15 protein-coding genes are annotated in these 19,898 nt (G+C 67.6%); 8 read left to right on the top strand and 7 right to left on the bottom strand.

Annotated elements, in window-relative coordinates:
- Positions 1–267: 267 nt before the first annotated feature.
- The gene (locus G4G00_RS12830; RefSeq protein ID WP_108751825.1) at positions 268–1,176 is read right to left on the bottom strand and encodes a LysR family transcriptional regulator; all 909 of its coding nucleotides are present in this window, start codon (positions 1,174–1,176) and stop codon (positions 268–270) included.
- A 130-nt stretch (positions 1,177–1,306) separates the two neighbouring features.
- Positions 1,307–2,275, bottom strand: a complete 969-nt coding sequence (locus G4G00_RS12825) for a LysR family transcriptional regulator (protein ID WP_164274138.1) — start codon at positions 2,273–2,275, stop codon at positions 1,307–1,309.
- A gap of 110 nt (positions 2,276–2,385) precedes the next feature.
- Between G4G00_RS12825 and aceB the strand changes: the two genes are divergently transcribed.
- The 4 genes from aceB to G4G00_RS12805 all read left to right on the top strand — a co-directional run bounded on the left by aceB (position 2,386) and on the right by G4G00_RS12805 (position 9,267).
- Entirely contained in the window at positions 2,386–4,008 is a 1,623-nt protein-coding gene (aceB, locus tag G4G00_RS12820; protein WP_164274135.1) for a malate synthase A, read from the top strand.
- A 70-nt stretch (positions 4,009–4,078) separates the two neighbouring features.
- A complete protein-coding gene (gene aceA / locus G4G00_RS12815; RefSeq protein WP_108748104.1) occupies positions 4,079–5,380 on the top strand; it encodes an isocitrate lyase in 1,302 nt (433 codons plus the stop codon).
- A 293-nt stretch (positions 5,381–5,673) separates the two neighbouring features.
- Entirely contained in the window at positions 5,674–6,714 is a 1,041-nt protein-coding gene (locus tag G4G00_RS12810) for a GGDEF domain-containing protein (protein ID WP_108751827.1), read from the top strand.
- Positions 6,715–6,729: 15 nt separating this feature from the next.
- Complete coding sequence (locus G4G00_RS12805) at positions 6,730–9,267, top strand: putative peptide modification system cyclase (protein ID WP_164274132.1); 2,538 nt, start codon at positions 6,730–6,732, stop codon at positions 9,265–9,267.
- On the opposite strand, the gene G4G00_RS12800 is transcribed toward G4G00_RS12805, so the two are convergent.
- The gene (locus G4G00_RS12800) at positions 9,221–9,529 is read right to left on the bottom strand and encodes an NHLP-related RiPP peptide (RefSeq protein WP_108751829.1); all 309 of its coding nucleotides are present in this window, start codon (positions 9,527–9,529) and stop codon (positions 9,221–9,223) included. The two genes, G4G00_RS12805 and G4G00_RS12800, sit on opposite strands and share 47 nt — an antisense overlap.
- Positions 9,530–9,672: 143 nt before the next feature.
- Here G4G00_RS12800 and G4G00_RS12795 point away from each other — a divergent pair, with 143 nt between their 5' ends.
- On the top strand, positions 9,673–10,842 hold the full coding sequence (locus G4G00_RS12795; protein WP_164274129.1) for a putative peptide maturation dehydrogenase: 1,170 nt from the start codon (positions 9,673–9,675) through the stop codon (positions 10,840–10,842).
- A 5-nt stretch (positions 10,843–10,847) separates the two neighbouring features.
- On the opposite strand, the gene G4G00_RS12790 is transcribed toward G4G00_RS12795, so the two are convergent.
- Genes G4G00_RS12790 through G4G00_RS12780 form a run of 3 tightly spaced genes read right to left on the bottom strand, consistent with a single transcriptional unit; the run spans position 10,848 to position 15,656 of the window.
- A complete protein-coding gene (locus tag G4G00_RS12790) occupies positions 10,848–12,830 on the bottom strand; it encodes an acetyl/propionyl/methylcrotonyl-CoA carboxylase subunit alpha (protein WP_164274126.1) in 1,983 nt (660 codons plus the stop codon).
- A gap of 41 nt (positions 12,831–12,871) precedes the next feature.
- The gene (locus tag G4G00_RS12785; RefSeq protein ID WP_164274123.1) at positions 12,872–14,482 is read right to left on the bottom strand and encodes a carboxyl transferase domain-containing protein; all 1,611 of its coding nucleotides are present in this window, start codon (positions 14,480–14,482) and stop codon (positions 12,872–12,874) included.
- A 10-nt stretch (positions 14,483–14,492) separates the two neighbouring features.
- Positions 14,493–15,656 (bottom strand): isovaleryl-CoA dehydrogenase, encoded by a 1,164-nt coding sequence (locus G4G00_RS12780; RefSeq protein ID WP_108770897.1) that lies wholly within the window; start codon positions 15,654–15,656, stop codon positions 14,493–14,495.
- Between the two features lie 158 nt (positions 15,657–15,814).
- On the opposite strand from G4G00_RS12780, the gene G4G00_RS12775 reads away from it, so the two are divergent.
- From G4G00_RS12775 to G4G00_RS12765, 3 genes are all read left to right on the top strand, one after another.
- Positions 15,815–16,429: a TetR/AcrR family transcriptional regulator gene (locus tag G4G00_RS12775; protein ID WP_164274120.1), complete on the top strand. Its 615-nt coding sequence runs from the start codon at positions 15,815–15,817 to the stop codon at positions 16,427–16,429.
- A 181-nt stretch (positions 16,430–16,610) separates the two neighbouring features.
- Entirely contained in the window at positions 16,611–17,129 is a 519-nt protein-coding gene (locus G4G00_RS12770) for a c-type cytochrome (protein ID WP_108755108.1), read from the top strand.
- Positions 17,130–17,464: 335 nt separating this feature from the next.
- Positions 17,465–18,910 (top strand): ExeM/NucH family extracellular endonuclease, encoded by a 1,446-nt coding sequence (locus G4G00_RS12765; RefSeq protein WP_164274118.1) that lies wholly within the window; start codon positions 17,465–17,467, stop codon positions 18,908–18,910.
- A gap of 118 nt (positions 18,911–19,028) precedes the next feature.
- Here G4G00_RS12765 and G4G00_RS12760 read toward each other — a convergent pair whose 3' ends face one another.
- Positions 19,029–19,886 carry an EamA/RhaT family transporter gene (locus G4G00_RS12760; protein WP_164274115.1) on the bottom strand — a complete coding sequence of 286 codons (858 nt, stop codon included), beginning with the start codon at positions 19,884–19,886 and terminating at the stop codon, positions 19,029–19,031.
- Positions 19,887–19,898: the final 12 nt, after the last annotated feature.

Genomic DNA, 19,898 nt, shown 5'->3' with positions numbered 1-19,898 from the left:
GCGTCCGCTCTGGTAGGTGCCGACCTTGGTCGGCACTCTGGCGCGGGCCAACCAAGGTTGGCCACTACCACTACAAGGTGCCGCGCTCATTACGCCGCGAATGCCCCACGCAGCAAGCCGGCGAAATTGCGGATCAACCCCGCAGCCGGTGACCGCCTGAACTCCCGGCGGGTTCCGCGTGCGTCCGCTCTGGTAGGTGCCGACCTTGGTCGGCACTCTGGCGCGGGCCAACCAAGGTTGGCCACTACCACTACAAGGTGCCCGCGGTCATTCCGCCGCGAATGCGCCACGCAGCAAGCCGGCGAAATTGCGGATCAACGGCGTCACTCCTTCGCGGCGCCACGCCAGCTGCACTTCCGAATGCGCACCGGCGTCGGCCAGCGCCACGAATCGCGCGCCTTCCACGCGGATGTGATCGCACGACGCCGGCAGGATCGCCGCACCGAGGCCCGCGGCGGCCAGGCTGATCAGGGTGGATGCTTCGCCCGCCTCCTGCACGATGCGCGGGGTGAACCCCGCCGCCGCGCACAGCGCGATCATGTGGTCGTGGATACCGGCACCGGCGCTGCGGCGGAACGCCACGAAGGGCTCCTGGGCGAAATCGCGCAGCGACAGCGCGCCGCTGGCTGACAGCCGGCGCAGGGCAGGGTGGTCGGCATGCACGATCAGCGCCAACGGATCGACGAACAGGCTGTGCGCCACCAGCTCCGGCGGCAAGGTGCGCTTGCGGATGATGCCCACGTCCAGGCTGCCGTCCAGCAGCGCATCGATCTGTTGCAGGGTGTTCATCTCGCTCAGCTGCAGCCGCACCTGCGGGTACTGCTGGCGGTAGTGCAGGATCGAACGTGGAATCTGCGGCGACAGCGGGGTGGCCCGGGTCAGGCCGATATGCAGTTCTCCCTGCTCGCCGCGCTGCGCACGCTGCACCTCCTCCACCGCGCTTTCCACCTGCAGCACGATGGCCCGCGCGCGCTCCTGCAGCAGCTCGCCAGCAGGGGTCAGCTGCACCCGGCGATGGCTGCGCACGAACAGGCGTGCCCCGATCAGTTCTTCCAGCTGCCGGATCTGCTGGCTGAGTGGCGGCTGTGACATGCCCAGCCGCTCGGCCGCCTGGCCGAAGTGCAGCGTATCGGCAACGGCCAGGAAGTAACGCAGATGGCGAAGTTCGATGGACATGGGCTCAGTCTATACAGGGGGTCAGATCCCGTCGTGCAGCGGCGGGCTCTGACCCCGGTAGGTCAAGCGCATCCACGCATGGCGTGGATCTACCGTGTCGACCAAGGTCGACACCTACCAAGAGCCGAACCTACCGCTCTGAATGCCCGCTCTGGTCGTAATCGCGCGGGCTGAACAACTCCGGCTGCACCAGGTCGATGAACGCCCGCGCCTGCGCCGACAGCGCCTTGCCCCGGCGCACGATCACCCCGTAGCTGCGCTCCGGGAACCAGCGTTTCATCGACCGCGCCGCCAGCCGTTCGCCGTCGCTTTCGTGCAGGCACAGCGCCGGCACGATGGAAATGCCCATGCCCATCGCCACGTACTGCTTGATCACTTCCCAACCGCCCACTTCCAGCGCAACGGTGTACGCAATGCGGTGGCGCTGGAAGACCTGGTCCACCAGCCGGTAGGTGATCTGCCGCTTCGGTGGCAGCACCAAGGGGTAGCGCGCGATGTCGGCCAGTTCCAGCTCGCCGCCGCTGGCCAGCGGATGGTCGTGCGGGGCAATCAGCACCTGCTCGAAACGGTAGGCCGGGGCATAGGTCAGGTCGGCCGGCACGTCGGTCATCGAACCGATGGCCAGGTCGGCCGCATCCTCGCGCAGCAGGTCGGTGCCGTCGGCGCTGATCGCGTTGTGCAGGGTCAGGCGCACATCGGGATGGTGCTGGCGGAAGCGTTCGACGATCTTCGGCAGCAGGTACAGGATGGTGGAACTGTTGGCGGCGATGTTCAGTTCGCCCGCATCCAGCCCGCGCACCTTGTCGCGGAAGCGCGCTTCCAGCCCGTCCAGGCTTTCCACCAGCGGCTGCGCCATCTCGTACAGCAGCTGGCCCTCGCGGCTGGGCACCAGGCGCCGCCCGCTGCGCTCGAACAGCGGCACTCCCAGCTCGCGTTCCAGCGCCTGCAACTGCAGGCTGATGGCCGGCTGGCTGACGAACAGCGCCTCAGCTGCCCGTGAGACCGAGCCCAGGCGCACCGTCTGGCAGAACGCGCGCAACGGCTTCAGCCGGTCGGATTTGTAGGAAAAACGCGGACTTGGCGGGCTGCGTGTGGGCATGGCGTCACAAGTATTAGCACGTTTTATGTAGAGCATTGCAAAAACTGTTTTGCCAAATACTGGGGCGCGGCGGCACTTTGGGGGCCTTCCCCCACCGCTGGAGTTGCCCCATGTCCGCCGTCGCTTCCGCCGTTCCCTCCACCCCGGCCAAGGCCACCCCCGGCATCGCCCTGGCGACCCGCGTGGCCGGCCAGGACACCGTGCTGCCGGCGCCGCTGCTGGCCCTGCTGGTGTCGCTGCACCGCGCGGTGGAACCGGGTCGGCAGGCGCGGCTGCAGGCCCGTCGTGAGCGCCAGGCGTTCTTCGATCAGGGCGGCCTGCCGGATTTCCGCGCTGACACCGCCGCGATCCGCAGCGGCGACTGGACCGTGGCCCCGCTGCCGGCCGCGCTGCAGGACCGCCGCGTGGAAATCACCGGCCCGACCGACCCGAAGATGGTCATCAATGCGCTGAACTCCGGCGCCAAGGTGTTCATGGCCGACTTCGAGGATTCCACCTCGCCCACCTGGCGCAACCTGCTGGCCGGGCAGCAGTCGCTGGCTGCCGCCGTGCGTGGCGATCTGCAATTCACCGCCGCCAATGGCAAGCACTACACCCTGCGCCCCTTTGAGGAACAGGCGGTGCTGATCGTGCGCCCGCGCGGCTGGCACCTGGACGAAAAGCACGTGGCCGTGGACGGCCAGCCGCTGGCCGGTGGCCTGTTCGACGCGGCCGTGTTCGCCTTCCACAACGCCCGCGCGCTGCAGGCCAAGGATCGCGGCCCGTACTTCTACCTGCCCAAGCTGCAGAGCATGGAAGAGGCCGCGCTGTGGGAAACCGCGCTGTCGCACATCGAAGGGATGCTGGGCGTGCCGCACGGGCAGATCAAGGTGACCGTGCTGATCGAAACGCTGCCGGCCGTGTTCGAGATGGACGAGATCCTGCACGCGCTGCGTGACCGCATCGTCGGCCTGAACTGCGGCCGCTGGGATTACATCTTCTCCTACCTGAAGACCTTCCGCCGCCACGCCGACCGGGTGCTGCCCGAGCGTGGCCAGGTGACCATGACCCAGCCGTTCCTGAAGGCCTATTCGGAACTGCTGATCCAGACCTGCCACCGCCGCGGTGCGCATGCGATGGGTGGCATGGCCGCACAGATTCCGATCAACCACGATGCCGCGGCCAACGAGCAGGCCATGGCCCGCGTGCGCGCCGACAAGCTGCGCGAAGTCAGCGCCGGCCACGATGGCACCTGGGTCGCGCACCCGGCGCTGATTCCGGTGGCGCAGGCAATCTTCGACGAACACATGCCGGGCCCGAACCAGCACAGCGTGCTGCGCCAGGACGTGCGCGTGGGCCGTGATGAGCTGATTGCACGGCCGCTGGGCAGCATCACCCGCGCCGGTTTCGAGGGCAACGTGGAAGTCTGCGTGCGCTACCTGGCCGCCTGGCTGGACGGCAACGGCTGCGTGCCGATCCACCACCTGATGGAAGACGCGGCTACCGCCGAGATCAGCCGCAGCCAGTTGTGGCAGTGGCTGCACACGCCGGGGCAGCAGCTGGACGATGGCACCGCCATCGACCTGGGCCTGCTCGACACCACCCTGGCGCAGCTGCCGGCACGACTGGGCGACACCAGTGCGCTGCCCGGCGGCAGCCGCATTGCCGAAGCCATCACCCTGCTGGGCGAACTGAGCCGCAGCAACGACCTGACCGATTTCCTGACCCTGCCGGCCTACGCGCGCATCGACTGACCGCTGCACGCCATCCCACGCCGCTTCCTTCCCCGCTGCACCCGCTGCACGAACCGAACTGGAGAAAGACATGAGCACGCTGCCCACTGCCGAACAGATCCAGCACGACTGGGACACCCACCCGCGCTGGGAAGGCATCCAGCGCAACTACAGCGCCGCCGACGTGGTGCGCCTGCGCGGCACGGTCCATATCGAGCATTCGCTGGCCCGGCTGGGCGCGGAAAAGCTGTGGGCGTCGCTGCACGAGCGTGAGTTCGTCAATGCGCTGGGCGCGCTGACCGGCAACCAGGCCATGCAGCAGGTCAAGGCCGGGCTGAAGGCGATCTATCTGTCGGGCTGGCAGGTGGCCGCCGATGCCAACCTGGCCGGGCAGATGTACCCGGACCAGTCGCTGTACCCGGCCGATTCGGTGCCGGCGGTGGTCAAGCGCATCAACAACACCCTGCTGCGCGCCGACCAGTTGCACCATGCCGAAGGCAAGGACGAGATCGATTTCCTGCAGCCCATCGTGGCCGACGCCGAGGCCGGTTTCGGCGGCGTGCTCAATGCCTTCGAGCTGATGAAGGCGATGATTGAAGCCGGTGCGGCGGGCGTGCACTTCGAAGACCAGCTGGCGTCGGTGAAGAAGTGCGGGCACATGGGCGGCAAGGTGCTGGTGCCGACCCGCGAGGCGATCGAGAAGCTCAACGCCGCGCGCCTGGCCGCCGACGTGCTGGGCGTGCCGACCCTGCTGGTGGCGCGCACCGATGCCGAAGCGGCCGATCTGCTGACCAGCGACATCGATGCCAACGACCGCCCGTTCACCACCGGCGAGCGCACCGTGGAAGGCTTCTACAAGACCCGCAACGGTCTGGACCAGGCGATCAGCCGCGGCCTGGCCTACGCCCCCTACGCTGATCTGGTGTGGTGCGAGACCGGCAAGCCGGACCTGGAATTCGCACGGAAATTCGCCGAAGCGATCCACGCGAAGTTCCCCGGCAAGCTGCTGGCCTACAACTGCTCGCCCAGCTTCAACTGGAAGAAGAACCTGGATGACGCGACCATCGCCAAGTTCCAGCGCGAGCTGGGCAGCTATGGCTACAAGTTCCAGTTCATCACCCTGGCCGGCTTCCACGCGCTGAACTACGGCATGTTCAACCTGGCCCACGGCTATGCGCGCCGCCAGATGAGCGCCTTCGTTGAACTGCAGGAGGCCGAATTCGAAGCCGCCGAGCGTGGTTTCACCGCCGTGAAGCACCAGCGCGAAGTGGGCACTGGGTATTTCGATGCGGTGACCCAGGCGATCCAGCAGGGGCAGTCCTCGACCACCGCGCTGACCGGCTCGACCGAGGAAGAACAGTTCCACGGCGGGCGCAGCGAACGCGCGGCCTGAGCCGAATCCCGCCGGCCCCGGTCCGTAGAGTCGAGCTTGCTCGACTGACGTAATCCGGCCGACACCGGCCTACGACCCCCGATCAGGGTGGCCAGGGAAGGGCCAGACGACGCCGGCAGGTCGGGGGACCTGCCGGCGTTGTTGTAAGCGAACTGAGCACTGCGTCAGCTGAATAGGCGCTGCGCGGGGCAACCCACCGGGATCTGCGGCGATTTGACGCAAAATGAGAAGCGGCGCACAGTTTCAAGCGGTGCTATGCTCCGCTGCTCACCAGGGGACGCTGGCGGCAGGGAATGACCGGCAGGGGTTCAGCCGAGACATCAGACATGACATCCGGTATCGCCACAGCGGCGATGGCCGGGATGACGCATGCCGTGCTTTCCGACGCTGAAGTGGCCCTGTTCGCGCAGTTTGCCCAGCCGCGCCCGCTGCCGGCCGGCCAGTGGTTGTTCCTGCGCGGGCACCCCGGCCAGAGCATGTACGTCATCCTGGAAGGCCAGATTGAACTGGACTTCGGCGAAGACCTGCTGGTGAAGACCCTGGGCCGCCACGAGTTCTTCGGCGAACTGGGCCTGCTGATGGGCAACCACGCCCGCAGCGCCGGCGCCCGCGCGATGAGCGACTGCACGGTGCTGGAACTGGGCCCGGATGCCTTCCAGCGCCTGGTCGATGCCGATCCCGGCCTGGTGGCGCAGTTCCTGCGCCGCACGATCATGCGCGTGCTGGCCAACGAACAGGCGCTGATCAGCCAGCTGCGGCGGCGCAACCACGACCTGGAAACCGCGCTGGACAACCTGTACATCACCACCCACCAGCTCACCCATACGCGCGAGCTGGTGCGTACCGATGAACTGACCGGACTGCACAACCGCCGCGGCCTGACCCTGTACCTGAAGGAATCGCGCGCGCACCCCGACGGCCCGCCGCAGGCGTTGCTGCTGATCGACTGCGACCACTTCAAGCAGATCAACGACCGCCATGGCCACCAGGCCGGCGACCGGGTGCTGCAGAGCATGGGCAACATCCTGCGTTCAATGGCCGGCGAGCACGATCTGGCCTGCCGCCTGGGCGGCGATGAGTTCTGCCTGATCCTGCGCCGCGCCGACCGCGAGGCCGCCCAGCATGCCGCCGAGTTCATCCTCAGCGCCGTGCACGGCCTGCTGGAACGCGGCCACGGCACCCCGCACGTCAGCCTGGCCAGCATTGGCGTAAGCATGCTGGTACCTGAGGCCGACTGGAGCGAGTGGTATGCCGGTGCCGATCGGGCGCTTTACGAAGCAAAGCGCGCCGGCGGAAACTGCCTGCGATGGGCCCACGGCCCGGACGTACAATGAGCGGAGACCCAGGTGATGAACGGCGACACCGGAACGTCGACCCCGCACAGCCCGCAGCTGCGCGCGTTGCTCTTCACCGATCTCTGCGACTCACTTACCCTGGTTGAACGTATAGGTGACAGTGCAGCCGCAGAACTTTTCCAGGACCATGACCGCTTGGTGCTGCGGCTTCAGCAGACCTGGAACGGACGCCTGATCGATCGGTCCGATGGCCTGTTCCTGCTGTTCGAACGCCCGATCGACGCACTGGGGTTCGCACTTGACTACCAGAGTGAACTGGCCGTGCTTGGCACCGCGCGCAATGTCAGCCTCCGTGCCCGCGCGGGCTTGAACGTGGGCGAAGTCATCCTCTGGAACAACAGTGCCGAGGCCGTGGCCCACGGTGCCAAGCCGGTCGAGGTCGAGGGGCTGGCCAAGCCCATGGCCGCGCGGCTCATGCAGCTGGCCCGCCCTGGGCAGATCCTGGTATCGGCGTCGGCCGAGTCGACGGTCCGGCGCAGCGCCGGCGAGCTGGGCAGCCGAGGACAGAGTCTTCAGTGGAAATCACATGGTCGCTGGCGCTTCAAGGGCATCGCCAGTGAACAGGAAGTGTTCGAGGTCGGCGTGCCGGGTGAGGCCGAATTCCGCAGGCCTCGCAGCCACGGCAAGGCGCGCCGCTCGATTGCGTGGTGGCGCAGACCCCTGCCTATGGCGATGAATGCCGTAGCGGCGCTGGTGTTGGCTCTCATCGGCTGGTCGCTGTTGCGACCCGCGCCTGCCATCGCTTTCGCCGAACGCGAATGGATCGTACTGGCGGACGTACAGAACCTGTCCGGCAATATGTTGCTGGACGATGGCTTCGAACAGGCCTTCCGCATCAGCCTGGAGCAGTCCCGGTACGTCAATGTGCTCAGCAACATCAAGGTGCAGGACACGTTGGAGCGGATGCGCCAGGAACGTGGCCTGCTGGACACGCAGGCTGCAGTGGAAGTCGCGCTGCGTGAAGGCGCACGTGCGGTCGTGGTGCCGCGTGTGGAAGAGCTGCATGGTCGCTTGCGGGTGACCGCGCAGCTGATCGATCCCACCACCGGCAAGGTGGTGTGGACCACGCATGCCGAGCAGCGGGGGATGGAATCGCTGTTTGCCTCCACTGATGCGGTTACGGTGGCCCTGCGCAACGAGCTGGGCGAGGCCATGAAGCAGGTTTCGCAGACGTCGCTGCCGCTGCCGCAGGTGGCCACCAGTGATCTGGATGCACTGCACGCCTACGCGATAGGCCTGCAGGCCTACGGCGATGGTCATTACAACGAAGCGCTGCGCTTCTTCGAGCAGGCATCGCGCTTCGATCCCCTGTTCGCCTTCGCTTATCTGGGGCAGATGCGGGTCTATGTCGCCCGCGGTGATCTGGACAACGCCCGGCGCATGCTGAACCGTGCCGGTGGCATCCGTGCCCGCCTTCCCGGCCGTGATCGCCTGTATCTGGATGCATGGCGTACCGAGCTGGAAGATGGCCGCCTCGAGGAGGTGTCCGCCAAATGGAAGCTGCTGGCTGATCTGTATCCGGATTATCACGGTGCCCACGCGAACTACGCCTGGGCCATGCAGACCCTGGGGCGCTATCCCGAATCCGAAGCGTCGGCCAGGAAGGCCACCGTTGCCGCCAATCCCCTGCAGTCCATCGCATGGCAGGATGTCGGCCGCGCGCAGCTTGCCCAGAACAACTATGCTGGTGCATTGGAAAGCTACCGCGTATCCGCCAGGTTGGGGCGATGGACCAGCAACCGCCACCTCGTTGCGGCCACGGCAGCGTCAGGTGACCTCGCCGGTGCACAGCGAATGATCGACGGCGAACCCGATCGGGGGTTTGGCAACGGCTTGGAAGGCGTTGCCGTGGCAGTCGATGCCGGCGACACCGCGCGTGCCGCCGCCGCCAACAAGCGCGCGCTGAAGGCCTGCGGAGAAAGCGTGCTGGCCTGCCAGATGTTCGAACTCCAGGCGCTGCTGCTGGCTACCGAAAGCGGTCGTCCAGCGGACGCTTCGGCTTTTGATCGCGTCACTCGCGGACTGCTGGCCCGCGTCAAGGCGACCAAGGGACAGGATCGCGCCGAATGGATGTTTCTGGCCGCAGCGGCGGCCTATGGCGCGCAGCGCGCAGACCATTCACAGGTGGCAGGCGATCTATTGCCTGCCCTGAAGGAACTGTCCGATTCGGTCGGCGACCTGCGAAGTCGGCAGATGGTGACCTTGGTCGAGGCCAACGCCGACCGCCTGCAGGGGCATGCGGCAGAAGCCCTTGCCCGTCTGCAGCCTCTGTTGGATGGTACTGAACTGTTCCAGGCGCGCGTTGTGCGCTGGCAAGCACTGGCGGCCGAGCACGACCCGGGCGAGCCGGAAGCACGCCAGTGGCTGCTGGCCAATGCAGGCCGTGCCTATGCGGAAAGTGCGGGGTCCTACGTGATGCAGCTGGTCAACACCAGCGAACTGCGCCAGGCCCGCACCTGGGCCTTGGCGCAGCAGAACGCATCCCTTACGGTGCCGGCGGGTGCCGCAGCTGCGCGTCAATCTCGCCACTGACGAAGCAGTGGGGCACGCGGAACACTGCATCGGCGGTGAGGCGTTCCACCAAGCGGTCGCGCGCCTGGGCAAACTCCTCCTTGCTGGCCAGTGGGCCCTGGGTGCTGCAATCCTTGCATGCCTCGGCGACATCGGGTGCAATCGCGCCCAGCGCCTTGGCCGGGGTTTCATGGAAAACAGCTCGGAACGCGTCGTCGCTGGACAGCAGGTCGAGCAGCTGCAGCGCTTGCTCGGGGGAGAGCAGGGGAAGATCGGGGGTCATTCTACGGCCTCTGGTTCTGGGAAAAAGCGCGATGGCAGTTGCATGATGCCAGTGCAGGTAGCGGCGGCGGCCGCGATGGCTTGAGCCGACAGTTCCAGCTGCTGCGGCCGAAAACCTCTCTGTCGACTTCCCGGACCACCGCCATGCCCGTACCCCGCTTCCGCCGCTGCCAGCAGCTCATGATCGAACTGCGCACGGTCGAACATTACGCTGTGGCCGACCTGCTGGCGGGCGGAACCTCGGTCGTCAGCAGCACGCAGTGGGTTGCCGTTGCTCCGCATCTGGACGCAGCGGTCGTGCTGGACGAGGACATGCTGCTGGCATTGGGGCGGATGCCCGCTGAGCAATGGACGGAAGACGGTCCGCAGTTTTCGCGTGGCGTCATCGCGCGTCTGTGCCAAGCCGGCCTCGTGTTCGCCGATGGCGATGAGGATCTCGCGTGGCAGGAGGCCGAGCGAGCCTTCTCAGCCACCTCCTGGTGGACGCCTGCGGCGGTCATGCATCGGCTCGCGCGCTGGCAGAACCAGGACAGTGTGACAGCACTGCGCGAAGCGGGACTGGAGACGGCAGCGGGCCTGTGCAGGCAACTGGGTCCGCCACCGCCGGCATGTGCCGAGCTTGGAGAGCGCGCCATCGATCTGGTGGTGCCTGATGAAGTGCCCTTCGATGCCTGGCTCAAACAGCGCGCTACCTGCCGCAACTTTGATCGCACACGCCTGCTCGACCTTGCCACGCTCTCACAGCTGCTATGGCGGGTGTTCGCCAGTCATGGAGAGCAGCGCGAAGGTGATGACGCGATCTTCCTGAAGAAGAACGTGCCCTCTGCGGGGGGATTGCATCCCACCGACGCCTTCCTGCTGGTCCAGTCCGTCCTGGGCCTGGAGCCCGGCCTGTACCGCTACCATCCCATCGACCACAGCCTCAGCCCCGTTGCTGGGCTGGTTGACGATCCCGCTGCGTTGGCCCGGCGGTTTGTTGCCGGGCAGCAGTGGTTTGCCGATGCCCATGTTCAGGTGATTCTTGCACCACGCTTTGCGCGTACCTTCTGGAAGTATCGCCAGCATCCGAAGGCCTACCGTGCGGTGATTCTCGACGTTGGTCACGCCTCGCAGCTGCTGCTTTCGTGTGCGACCGAGGCCCGGCTGGGCGCCTTCGTCACCGCCGCGATCAATGAGCATGATATCGAGCAGGTACTCGAGCTGGATCCGATGCAGCAGAGCCCCATGGCCATCTGTGGGATTGGCTGGCGCAGTGAGCTGATGACAACCAGTGAGTTCGATCCCGGCCGCCAGGTCTGGCAGCCGGGAACCTGAAACCGTCAACCCGCCTCGAAATCCACCAGCACCGCGCCATCCCCCACCTGGTCGCCCGCCTTGGCGCGGTACCCCTTCACCGTGCCATCGGCCGGTGCCTGCAGGGTGTGCTCCATCTTCATGGCCTCCAGCACGACCAGCGGCGTGCCGCGCTTCACCTGGGTGCCGGCCTGGACCAGGGTGGCCACGATCCTGCCCGGCATCGGTGCCAGCAGGCTGCCGGCGTCGGCGCTGGCGGTGTCCGATTCGGCAACCGGATCGTGCAGGGTGAAGCGGTGCTGGCCCGCTGCATCGAACAGGAACAGCTGGCCGCCGTCGCGCAGCAGCTGCGCCGCCCGGCGCCGGCCACCTACCTGCAACGTCAGCTGCTGTGCATCGGCGGTGCCGATCAGCGTTGCCGGCGCCGCGTCATCGCACTGCACGCGCCAGCCGTCGGCCTGCGCCCACACCTTCAGCGTGCGCGTGCGCTCGCCCTGCTGCAGCGGCAGCACGCGCGCTGCGGCGGTACCCAGGCGCCAGCCGTCCTGCGCCTGCCAGGGCGAATGCGGATCGCGTGCATCGCTGCCGGCACGCGCGGCGCTGGCCACGGCCGCGACGGCCGCCAGCTGCCACAGATCGTCATCGGCATCGCCCACTGCATTCAGTGCGGTCTGCTCGCGTTCGATCAGCGCGGTATCCAGCTTCGCGTTGGCAAACGAATCGGTGTTCACCAGCCGGCGCAGGAAGCCGGCATTGGTGGTCACGCCCACCACCTGGCAGTCGGCCAGGGCCTGGCTCATGCGGCGCAGCGCGGCATCGCGGTCCACGTCCCAGACGATCAGCTTGGCAATCATCGGGTCGTAGTACGGGGTGATGCTGTCGCCTTCCTCTACGCCGGTATCCACGCGCACGTTCGCCGACGGCGTCGGCAGTCGCAGGCGGCGCAGGGTGCCGGTGGACGGCAGGAAGCCGCGGTCGGCATCTTCGGCATACAGCCGCGCTTCGATGGCGTGGCCGTGGATGGCCAATTGCTCCTGGCGCAGCGGCATCGGCTGGCCAGCCGCAACACGCAGCTGCCACTCCACCAGATCGGTGCCGGTGATGAACTCGGTCACCGGATGTTCCACCTGCAGGCGGGTGTTCATTTCCATGAAGTAGAAATCGCCATCCGGACCGGCAATGAACTCCACCGTGCCGGCGCCCACGTAGCCCACCGCGCGCGCGGCATCGACGGCCGCCTTGCCCATGGCCGCGCGGCGCTCGGCGCTCATGCCCGGCGCCGGTGCTTCTTCCAGCACCTTCTGGTGGCGGCGCTGCACCGAGCAGTCGCGCTCGAACAGGTAGACCGCATCACCGTGGGAATCGCCGAACACCTGGATCTCGATGTGGCGCGGGCGCTCGACATACTTTTCGACCAGCACATGGTCGTTGCCGAAAGCCGATGCCGCCTCGCGCTGGCAGCTGGCCAGCGCATCGACGAAATCGTCGCTGCGTTCAACCTTGCGCATGCCCTTGCCACCGCCGCCGGCGCTGGCCTTGATCAGTACCGGGTAGCCGATGGCATCGGCCTGTTCGCGCAGGAAGGCCGGTGCCTGCTGGTCGCCGTGGTAGCCCGGGGTCAGCGGTACGCCGGCCTGGGCCATCAGCGCCTTGGCCGCGCTCTTGTCACCCATCGCGCGGATGGCGCTGGCCGGCGGCCCAATGAAGGTGATGCCCGCAGCGGCACACGCATCGGCGAAGTCCGCATTCTCGGACAGGAAGCCATAACCGGGATGGATGGCCTGCGCACCCGTGCGCCGCGCCGCGTCCAGCAGCACGTCGGCGCGCAGGTAGCTGTCGCGGGCGGCGGCCGGGCCGATATGCACGGCTTCGTCGGCCAGGCGCACGTGGCGCGCGGTGCGGTCGGCATCGGAATACACCGCCACGGTGGCGATGCCCAGGCGACGGCAGGTGGCAATCACGCGGCAGGCGATTTCGCCACGGTTGGCGATCAGGATCTTGGTGAACATGGCAACGGGCTTCATGGGAGCGTGCTCGGTCATGGCATGGGTTACATGCGGAACACGCCGAAGCGCGTCTGCTGCGGGGCGGCGTTCAGGCTGGCCGACAGCGCCAGGGCCAGTACGCGGCGGGTATCGACCGGATCGATCACGCCGTCATCCCACAGGCGGGCACTGGCGTAGTAGGGGTGGCCCTGCTGTTCGAACTGCTCGCGGATGGGCGCCTTGAATGCATCTTCTTCTTCGGCCGGCCACTGGCCGCCCTTGGCCTCGATGCCATCGCGCTTCACCGTGGCCAGCACGCTGGCGGCCTGCTCGCCGCCCATCACGCCGATGCGTGCGTTGGGCCACATCCACAGGAAGTTGGGCGAATAGGCGCGGCCGCACATGCCGTAGTTGCCGGCGCCGAACGAGCCGCCGATGACCACGGTGAACTTGGGCACCTTGGCGCAGGCCACGGCCATCACCAGCTTGGCCCCGTCCTTGGCGATGCCGCCCTGTTCGTACTTGCGGCCGACCATGAAGCCGGTGATGTTCTGCAGGAACACCAGCGGGATGTTGCGCTGGGTGCACAGTTCGATGAAGTGCGCGCCTTTCAGGGCCGATTCGGAGAACAGGATGCCGTTGTTGGCGATGATGCCGATCGGGTAGCCGTTCAGATGGGCAAAACCGGTGACCAGGGTCGCGCCATGGCGCGGCTTGAATTCATCAAAACGCGAGCCGTCCACCAGGCGCGCGATCACTTCGCGCACGTCGTAGGGCTTGCGCGTGTCGGCGGGAATCACGCCATACAGCTCATGCGCCGGCAGCAGCGGCTCTTCGGGTGCCTGCACGGCCATCGCCGGTTCCGGCTTGCGCCAGTTCAGCTGGGCGATGATCGCGCGCACCCGCGCCAGTGCCTGCAGGTCGTTGTCGGCCATGTGGTCGGCCACGCCGGAAATGCGCGTGTGCACATCGGCGCCGCCCAGCTCTTCGGCAGTTACCACTTCGCCGGTGGCGGCCTTCACCAGCGGTGGGCCGCCCAGGAAGATCGTGCCCTGTTCGCGCACGATCACCGTTTCATCGCTCATGGCCGGCACGTAGGCACCACCGGCGGTGCAGCTGCCCATCACGCAGGCGATCTGCGGAATGCCCTGCGCCGACAGGTTGGCCTGGTTGTAGAAGATGCGGCCGAAATGATCGCGGTCGGGGAAGACCTCGTCCTGCAGGGGCAGGAAGGCGCCGCCGGAATCGACCAGGTAGATGCAGGGCAGGCGGTTCTGTTCGGCCACTTCCTGCGCGCGCAGGTGCTTCTTCACCGTGACCGGGTAGTAGGTGCCGCCCTTCACCGTGGCATCGTTGGCCACGATCACGCACTCCACGCCGCTTACCCGGCCGATGCCGGCCACCACGCCCGCTGCGGGCACCGCATCGTCATACATGCCGTGCGCGGCCAGCGGCGCGATTTCCAGGAAGGCGCTGCCCGGGTCGAGCAGGGCGTCGATGCGGTCGCGCACCAGCAGCTTGCCGCGCGCGGTGTGCTTGGCACGTGCCGCCTCGCTGCCGCCCAGCGCAGTGCGCGCCAGGGTGGCGTGCAGATCGTCGACCACGGCCTGCATGGCCGCGCGGTTGCTTTCAAACGTGTCGCTGCCCGGTTGCAGCTGGGTGTTCAATACGGTCATCGCAGTGGCCTTACAGGGTGCGCTGGAACAGTTCGCGGCCGATCAGCATGCGGCGGATTTCCGAGGTGCCGGCGCCGATTTCGTACAGCTTGGCGTCGCGCCACAGGCGGCCGGTCGGGTATTCGTTGATGTAGCCGTTGCCGCCCAGGATCTGGATCGCCTGGCCGGTCAGCCAGGTGGCTTTTTCGGCGGCATACAGAATGGCGCCGGCGGCGTCCTGGCGGGTGGTGCGGCCCTGGTCGCAGGCGCGCGCCACCGCGTAGACGTAGGCGCGGCAGGCGCCCAGGCCCACGTACATGTCGGCGATCTTGGCCTGGATCAGCTGGAAGCTGCCGATCGCCTCGCCGAACTGGTGGCGCTCGTGCACGTACGGCATCACCACGTCCATGGCCGCGGCCATCAGGCCCAGCGGGCCGCCGGACAACACCACGCGCTCGTAGTCCAGGCCGGACATCAGCACGCGCACGCCGCCGCCGACGGCGCCCAGCACGTTTTCTTCGGGCACTTCGCAGTCCTGGAACACCAGTTCGCAGGTGGGCGAGGAGCGCATGCCCAGCTTGTCCAGCTTCTGCGCGGTGGAAAAGCCCTTCATGCCCTTTTCCACCAGGAAGGCGGTGATGCCCTTGGCACCGGCCTCCATGTCGGTCTTGGCGTAGACCACCAGCACGTCGGCGTCGGGGCCGTTGGTGATCCACATCTTGTTGCCGTTCAGTACGTAGCGGTCGCCGCGCTTGTCTGCGCGCAGCTTCATCGACACCACGTCCGAACCGGCGCCCGGCTCGCTCATCGCCAGCGCACCCACCTTGGCACCGCTGCACAGGTCGGGCAGGAAGCGCTGCTTCTGTTCCTCGCTGCCGTTCTTGCGCAGCTGGTTCACGCACAGGTTGGAGTGCGCGCCATAGGACAGGCCGATGCCACCCGAAGCGCGCGAGATCTCTTCCATCGCCACCACGTGGGCCAGGTAGCCCATGCCGGTGCCGCCGTATTCTTCTTCCACGGTCAGGCCCAGCAGGCCCTGTTCGCCCAGCTTCGGCCACAGCGCCAGCGGGAACTGGTTGCTGGCATCGGCCTCGGCAGCGAGCGGAGCGACCTCGGCGGCGGCAAAATGGGCCACGCTCTGGCGCAGCAGGTCGATCTCTTCGCCAAGATCGAAGTTCAGGGATGGCACGTGCATTGCGGTGGCTCCACGAGGGAAGGTGGGGAATGGACGCACCCGTGAAGGGGGAGCGGGGCCTGTTGAAGGCAGGCCCCGCACGGGCGATTCGGGCCCAGCGTAGCGGGGTTCGATGAAGAAGTGAACACAAATTCAAAAATTGAAACTAGAATCAGAACATGGCCTACAAACGCTCTGCATTGATGGAAGAACGCCTGGCCGGGGCCCGTGAACGGATCCTGCTGGCCACCCGTGCGCTGGTGGCCGCTGGCGGCTGGCGCAACGCCCCGGTGACCGCCGTGGCCACCCAGGCCGGCATGTCCACCGGGCTGATCTACCGGCATTTCCCTTCCAAGGCCGAGCTGTTCGTGGAAGTGCTGAACGCGGCCGTGGCCCATGAAGTGGCGATCATGGAGCGCATTGCCGCCGCGCCGGGGCCGGTGGGCGAGCGCCTGCGCCTGGCCATCACCGCCTTCGTGCGCCGCGCCCTGGCCGGGCCGGGGCTGGCCCATGCCTTCATCGTCGAGCCGGTGGACCCGGACGTGGAGGCCGAGCGCATGCGCGGGCGCCGCGCCTTCGGCGATGTGTTCCTGCGCTTGCTGGAAGAAGGCGTGGCCAGCGGCGAACTGCCGGCGCAGGACACCCATGCTGCTGCCGCGTGCCTGGTGGGGGCGTTCACCGAAGCGATGGTCGGCCCCACCGCGCCCAGCCGCGAAGCACACCGCGACGAAGACGCGCTGGTGGACGCGATCTGCAGCTTCTGCCTGCGCGCCGTCGGCGCCCCGCTTTCGTAGCGTCGAGCTTGCTCGACGGTTTCTGTTCGCCGGGCATGGCCCGGCGCTACCCGCGTGCGGCCGCATGTTGCGCCGCACCAGCACGGGCGCCTGTTGTCGCGCGCAAAGCGCGTTCTATACTCGCCCCTACACGCAGTCGCTCAGCCGTGGTCCCACGACTACCAGCCAGGGGTAACGAAGAGTGCGGAATTACGATCTGGAGTTCCTGAAACGCTTTTCCATGGTGATCGCCCTGTTGGCCGCCATCACCCTTGGCCTGATCCTGCTGGCCGCGTACATCCATACACGTATTCCGCCTGAAGTGTCGCCTACGGCGGCCAAGCGCACCGAGCAGCGCATCGCGCCCACCGGTGCGGTCTACGCCGGCAGCACGGGCGCGGCCGCGCAGGCCGCGGCCAAGGCCGCCGCGCTGGCCAAGGCCGCCGCCCAGGTGGCCTATGGCGGCACCACCGATGGCAAGGTCATCTTCGACAACCTGTGCACCGCCTGCCACACCACCGGTGTCGGCCAGGCTCCCACCCTGGACCACGCGCATTGGGACCAGCGCCTGGCACAGGGCAAGGACACCCTCTACAAGCACGCCATCGAGGGCTACACCGGCCCGGACGGCGGCATCATGCCGCCCAAGGGCGGCAACCCGGCGCTGACCGAAGAGCAGATCCACGCCACCGTGGACTGGATGCTGGGCAACCTGAAATAACCGCCGGACGGGGGAACAGGCGAACGGTCGAACGGGGAATGGGGAATGGGGGGAACGGCGAAACGCCCGGTAGAGTCGACCGTTGGTCGACTGCTCTTCCCAGGGCCACCGAAATGCCCGCGCTTCGCGCGATAGTCGACTGACAGTCGACTCTACCCGCCGGTTGCCCCGAGCGCCCCGGACAGCCCCGGACCGCCGCGGACCCGCCGGGTGCCCCGGTTTCCCCTGTCGCGCCCCCCAGCGGCTTTGCCGGCCAAGGCCAAAACCGCCCGCGTCGCGGGGGTTTCGCATTTCAGGGTTAGTCTGTGCGCCTCAATTCATGGAGTCGTGAGTCGATGCGCCGCCGTTCCCTCGCCCTTGCTCTGTCCCTGTTGCTGCCGGCCGCTGCGTTCGCCCAGGCCCAGCCGCAGGCCACGCCGGCTCCGGCCACCAGCCCGGCCCCGCGCAGCAGCGCCACCGTGGTGCTTACCGCGGCCCCGGCCGACTGGCGCACCCTGCAGGGCCAGCACGTGCGCATCGCCGCGCCGCTCACTCTGGCCGGCACCGACGGCCTGGAACGCTTCGGCGAGCTGACCGTGGCCTTCGATGGCCGCCTGTGGCAGCCCAGCGAAGTGGCCGCCCCGGGTACCGCTGGCAGTGAACAGGTGATGGCCGACAACCAGCGCCGCCGCCTGCTGCTGGACGACGGCAGCGACGCCCGTGACCCCGGCAGCGTGGCCTACCTGCCGGGCAACCCGGTGCTGCGCACCGGCATGCAGCTGCGCAACGTGGAAGGCACCGTGCGCGTGGACGCGCAGGGCCGTGCCCGCCTGCAGGTGGACGGCACGTTGCAGCTGCCGGAACTGCAGCGCCCGGCCGTGCCCAAGGTGCCCGGCAGCCTGCAGATCGCGGCGTTCAATCTGGAAAACTTCTTCAACGGCGACGGCCAGGGCGGCGGCTTCCCGACCCTGCGCGGCGCGCGCACGCTGGACGAACACAAGGCGCAGGTGGCCAAGCTGGTGGCCACCATCAGCGCCCTCGATACCGATATCGCCGCGCTGATGGAACTGGAAAACGACGGCTACGGTCCGCAGTCGGCCATCGCCGAACTGGTCGGCGCGCTCAACGCCGGCCTGCCCGCCACGCAGCACTGGGCGTTTGTTGACGCCGGCGAAGGCCCGGGCACCAATCCGATCCGCGTCGGCATCATCTACAAGCGCGGTGCGTTCAAGCCGCTCGGCAAGCCGCTGACCAAACTCGACGGCCCGTTCGCCGAACACAGCCGTGCGCCGCTGGCGCAGGCGTTCCAGGGCAGGGGCGCACCGTTCATGGTGGTGGCCAACCACTTCAAGTCGAAGGGCTGCCGCGATGCCAGCGGTGCCGATGCCGACCAGAACGACGGGCAGGGCTGCTGGAACGCCACCCGCGTGGAATCGGCGCGCCAGCTCAACCAGTGGGTGAAGGCCGAAGCCGCGCGCCTTAAGGTGAAGGACATCGTGCTGCTGGGCGACTTCAATGCCTACGCGATGGAAGACCCGATCCGCACCATGCACGACCTGGGCTGGCAGGATGCGTTCAAGGTGGCCAAGGTCGAGCACCCCTACAGCTACGTCTACAACGGCTACAGCGGCCGCCTGGACCACGCGCTGCTGAGCGCCAGCATGGCCCAGCGCCTGGCCGGTGCCGCCGAATGGCACAGCAATGCCGACGAACAGGACGCCAGCGGCTACCAGGGCCGCAACGTGCAGGGCCCGTGGCGCAGTTCCGACCACGACCCGCTGCTGCTGGGCTTCGACAAATAAGGATTCGCCGGGGCACGCCCGGCGGCTTTCCGTAGAGTCGAGCCATGCTCGACTGCTTTGGGAAGACGCCGGGGTCAGAGCCCATTCCGTTGGAATGGGATCCGACCCCGGTCATGCCTCAACCCCAGGCGATCAAGCCGATCGCCAGCACCGCCAGCGCCAGGCCGGCGCGGTTCCACTTCGTGGTGGCCTCGCCGAAGGCGAACACACCCACCAGCGCGCCCAGCACCACCACGCCGATGTTCATGCCGGCGAACACCGTGGCCGGGCTGTCCGGCATCGACTGGTGCGCGTGCACATAGAAGAGAATGTTGCCGCCGTTGAGCAGGCCCAGCAGTGCGCCGGCGCCCAGGTTGCGCCAGGCCAGCCGGCTGCGGCCGCTGAAGTGCCGCCACAGCTGCAACACCAGCATCAGCACGAAGGCCACGCTGAAACTGGCCAGCACCGCCGCCATCGACGGCGTACCGGACAGCGCCACCTGCTTCAGCAGCACGTCCACCACCGCAAACCCGCCCCATACCCCCAGCAGCCATCCCCAGCCGCCGGGCGAGGCGGCCACGGCCGGCCCGCGCGGGCGCAGGCTGATCGCCACCATGGCCACGAGGCCCAGCGCCAGCCCGGCCAGCTTCCACGGCGTGGCGGTCTGGCCGAAGAACAGGAAGGCCGCGGCCAGTGACAGCAGCAGCGACAGGCGCTGGGCCACATCGCTGCGCACGATGCCGGCCACCGCCACCGCGCGGCCCAGCACCAGGAAAATGGTCGGCAGCACCACCGCCAGCGCCAGCAGCGCGGCCCACGGCGCATGCGGTGCGCGCAGCGCATCCAGCGGCGGCTGCAGCACCGCGGCGGTCAGGGTGGCGGCTACCAGGTAGTTCCAGGTCACCATCTGCGGCACGTCCAGTGCGCGCCGCCCGGCCAGCTTCAACAGCACCGACACCAGCACGCTGCAGATCACAGCCAGGGACAGATAGAGCATGGGGCAGGCACA

It is taken from the genome of Stenotrophomonas sp. B1-1 (assembly GCF_010894375.1).
Lineage (GTDB): Bacteria > Pseudomonadota > Gammaproteobacteria > Xanthomonadales > Xanthomonadaceae > Stenotrophomonas.
This window is presented reverse-complemented; position numbering and strand designations above follow the sequence as displayed.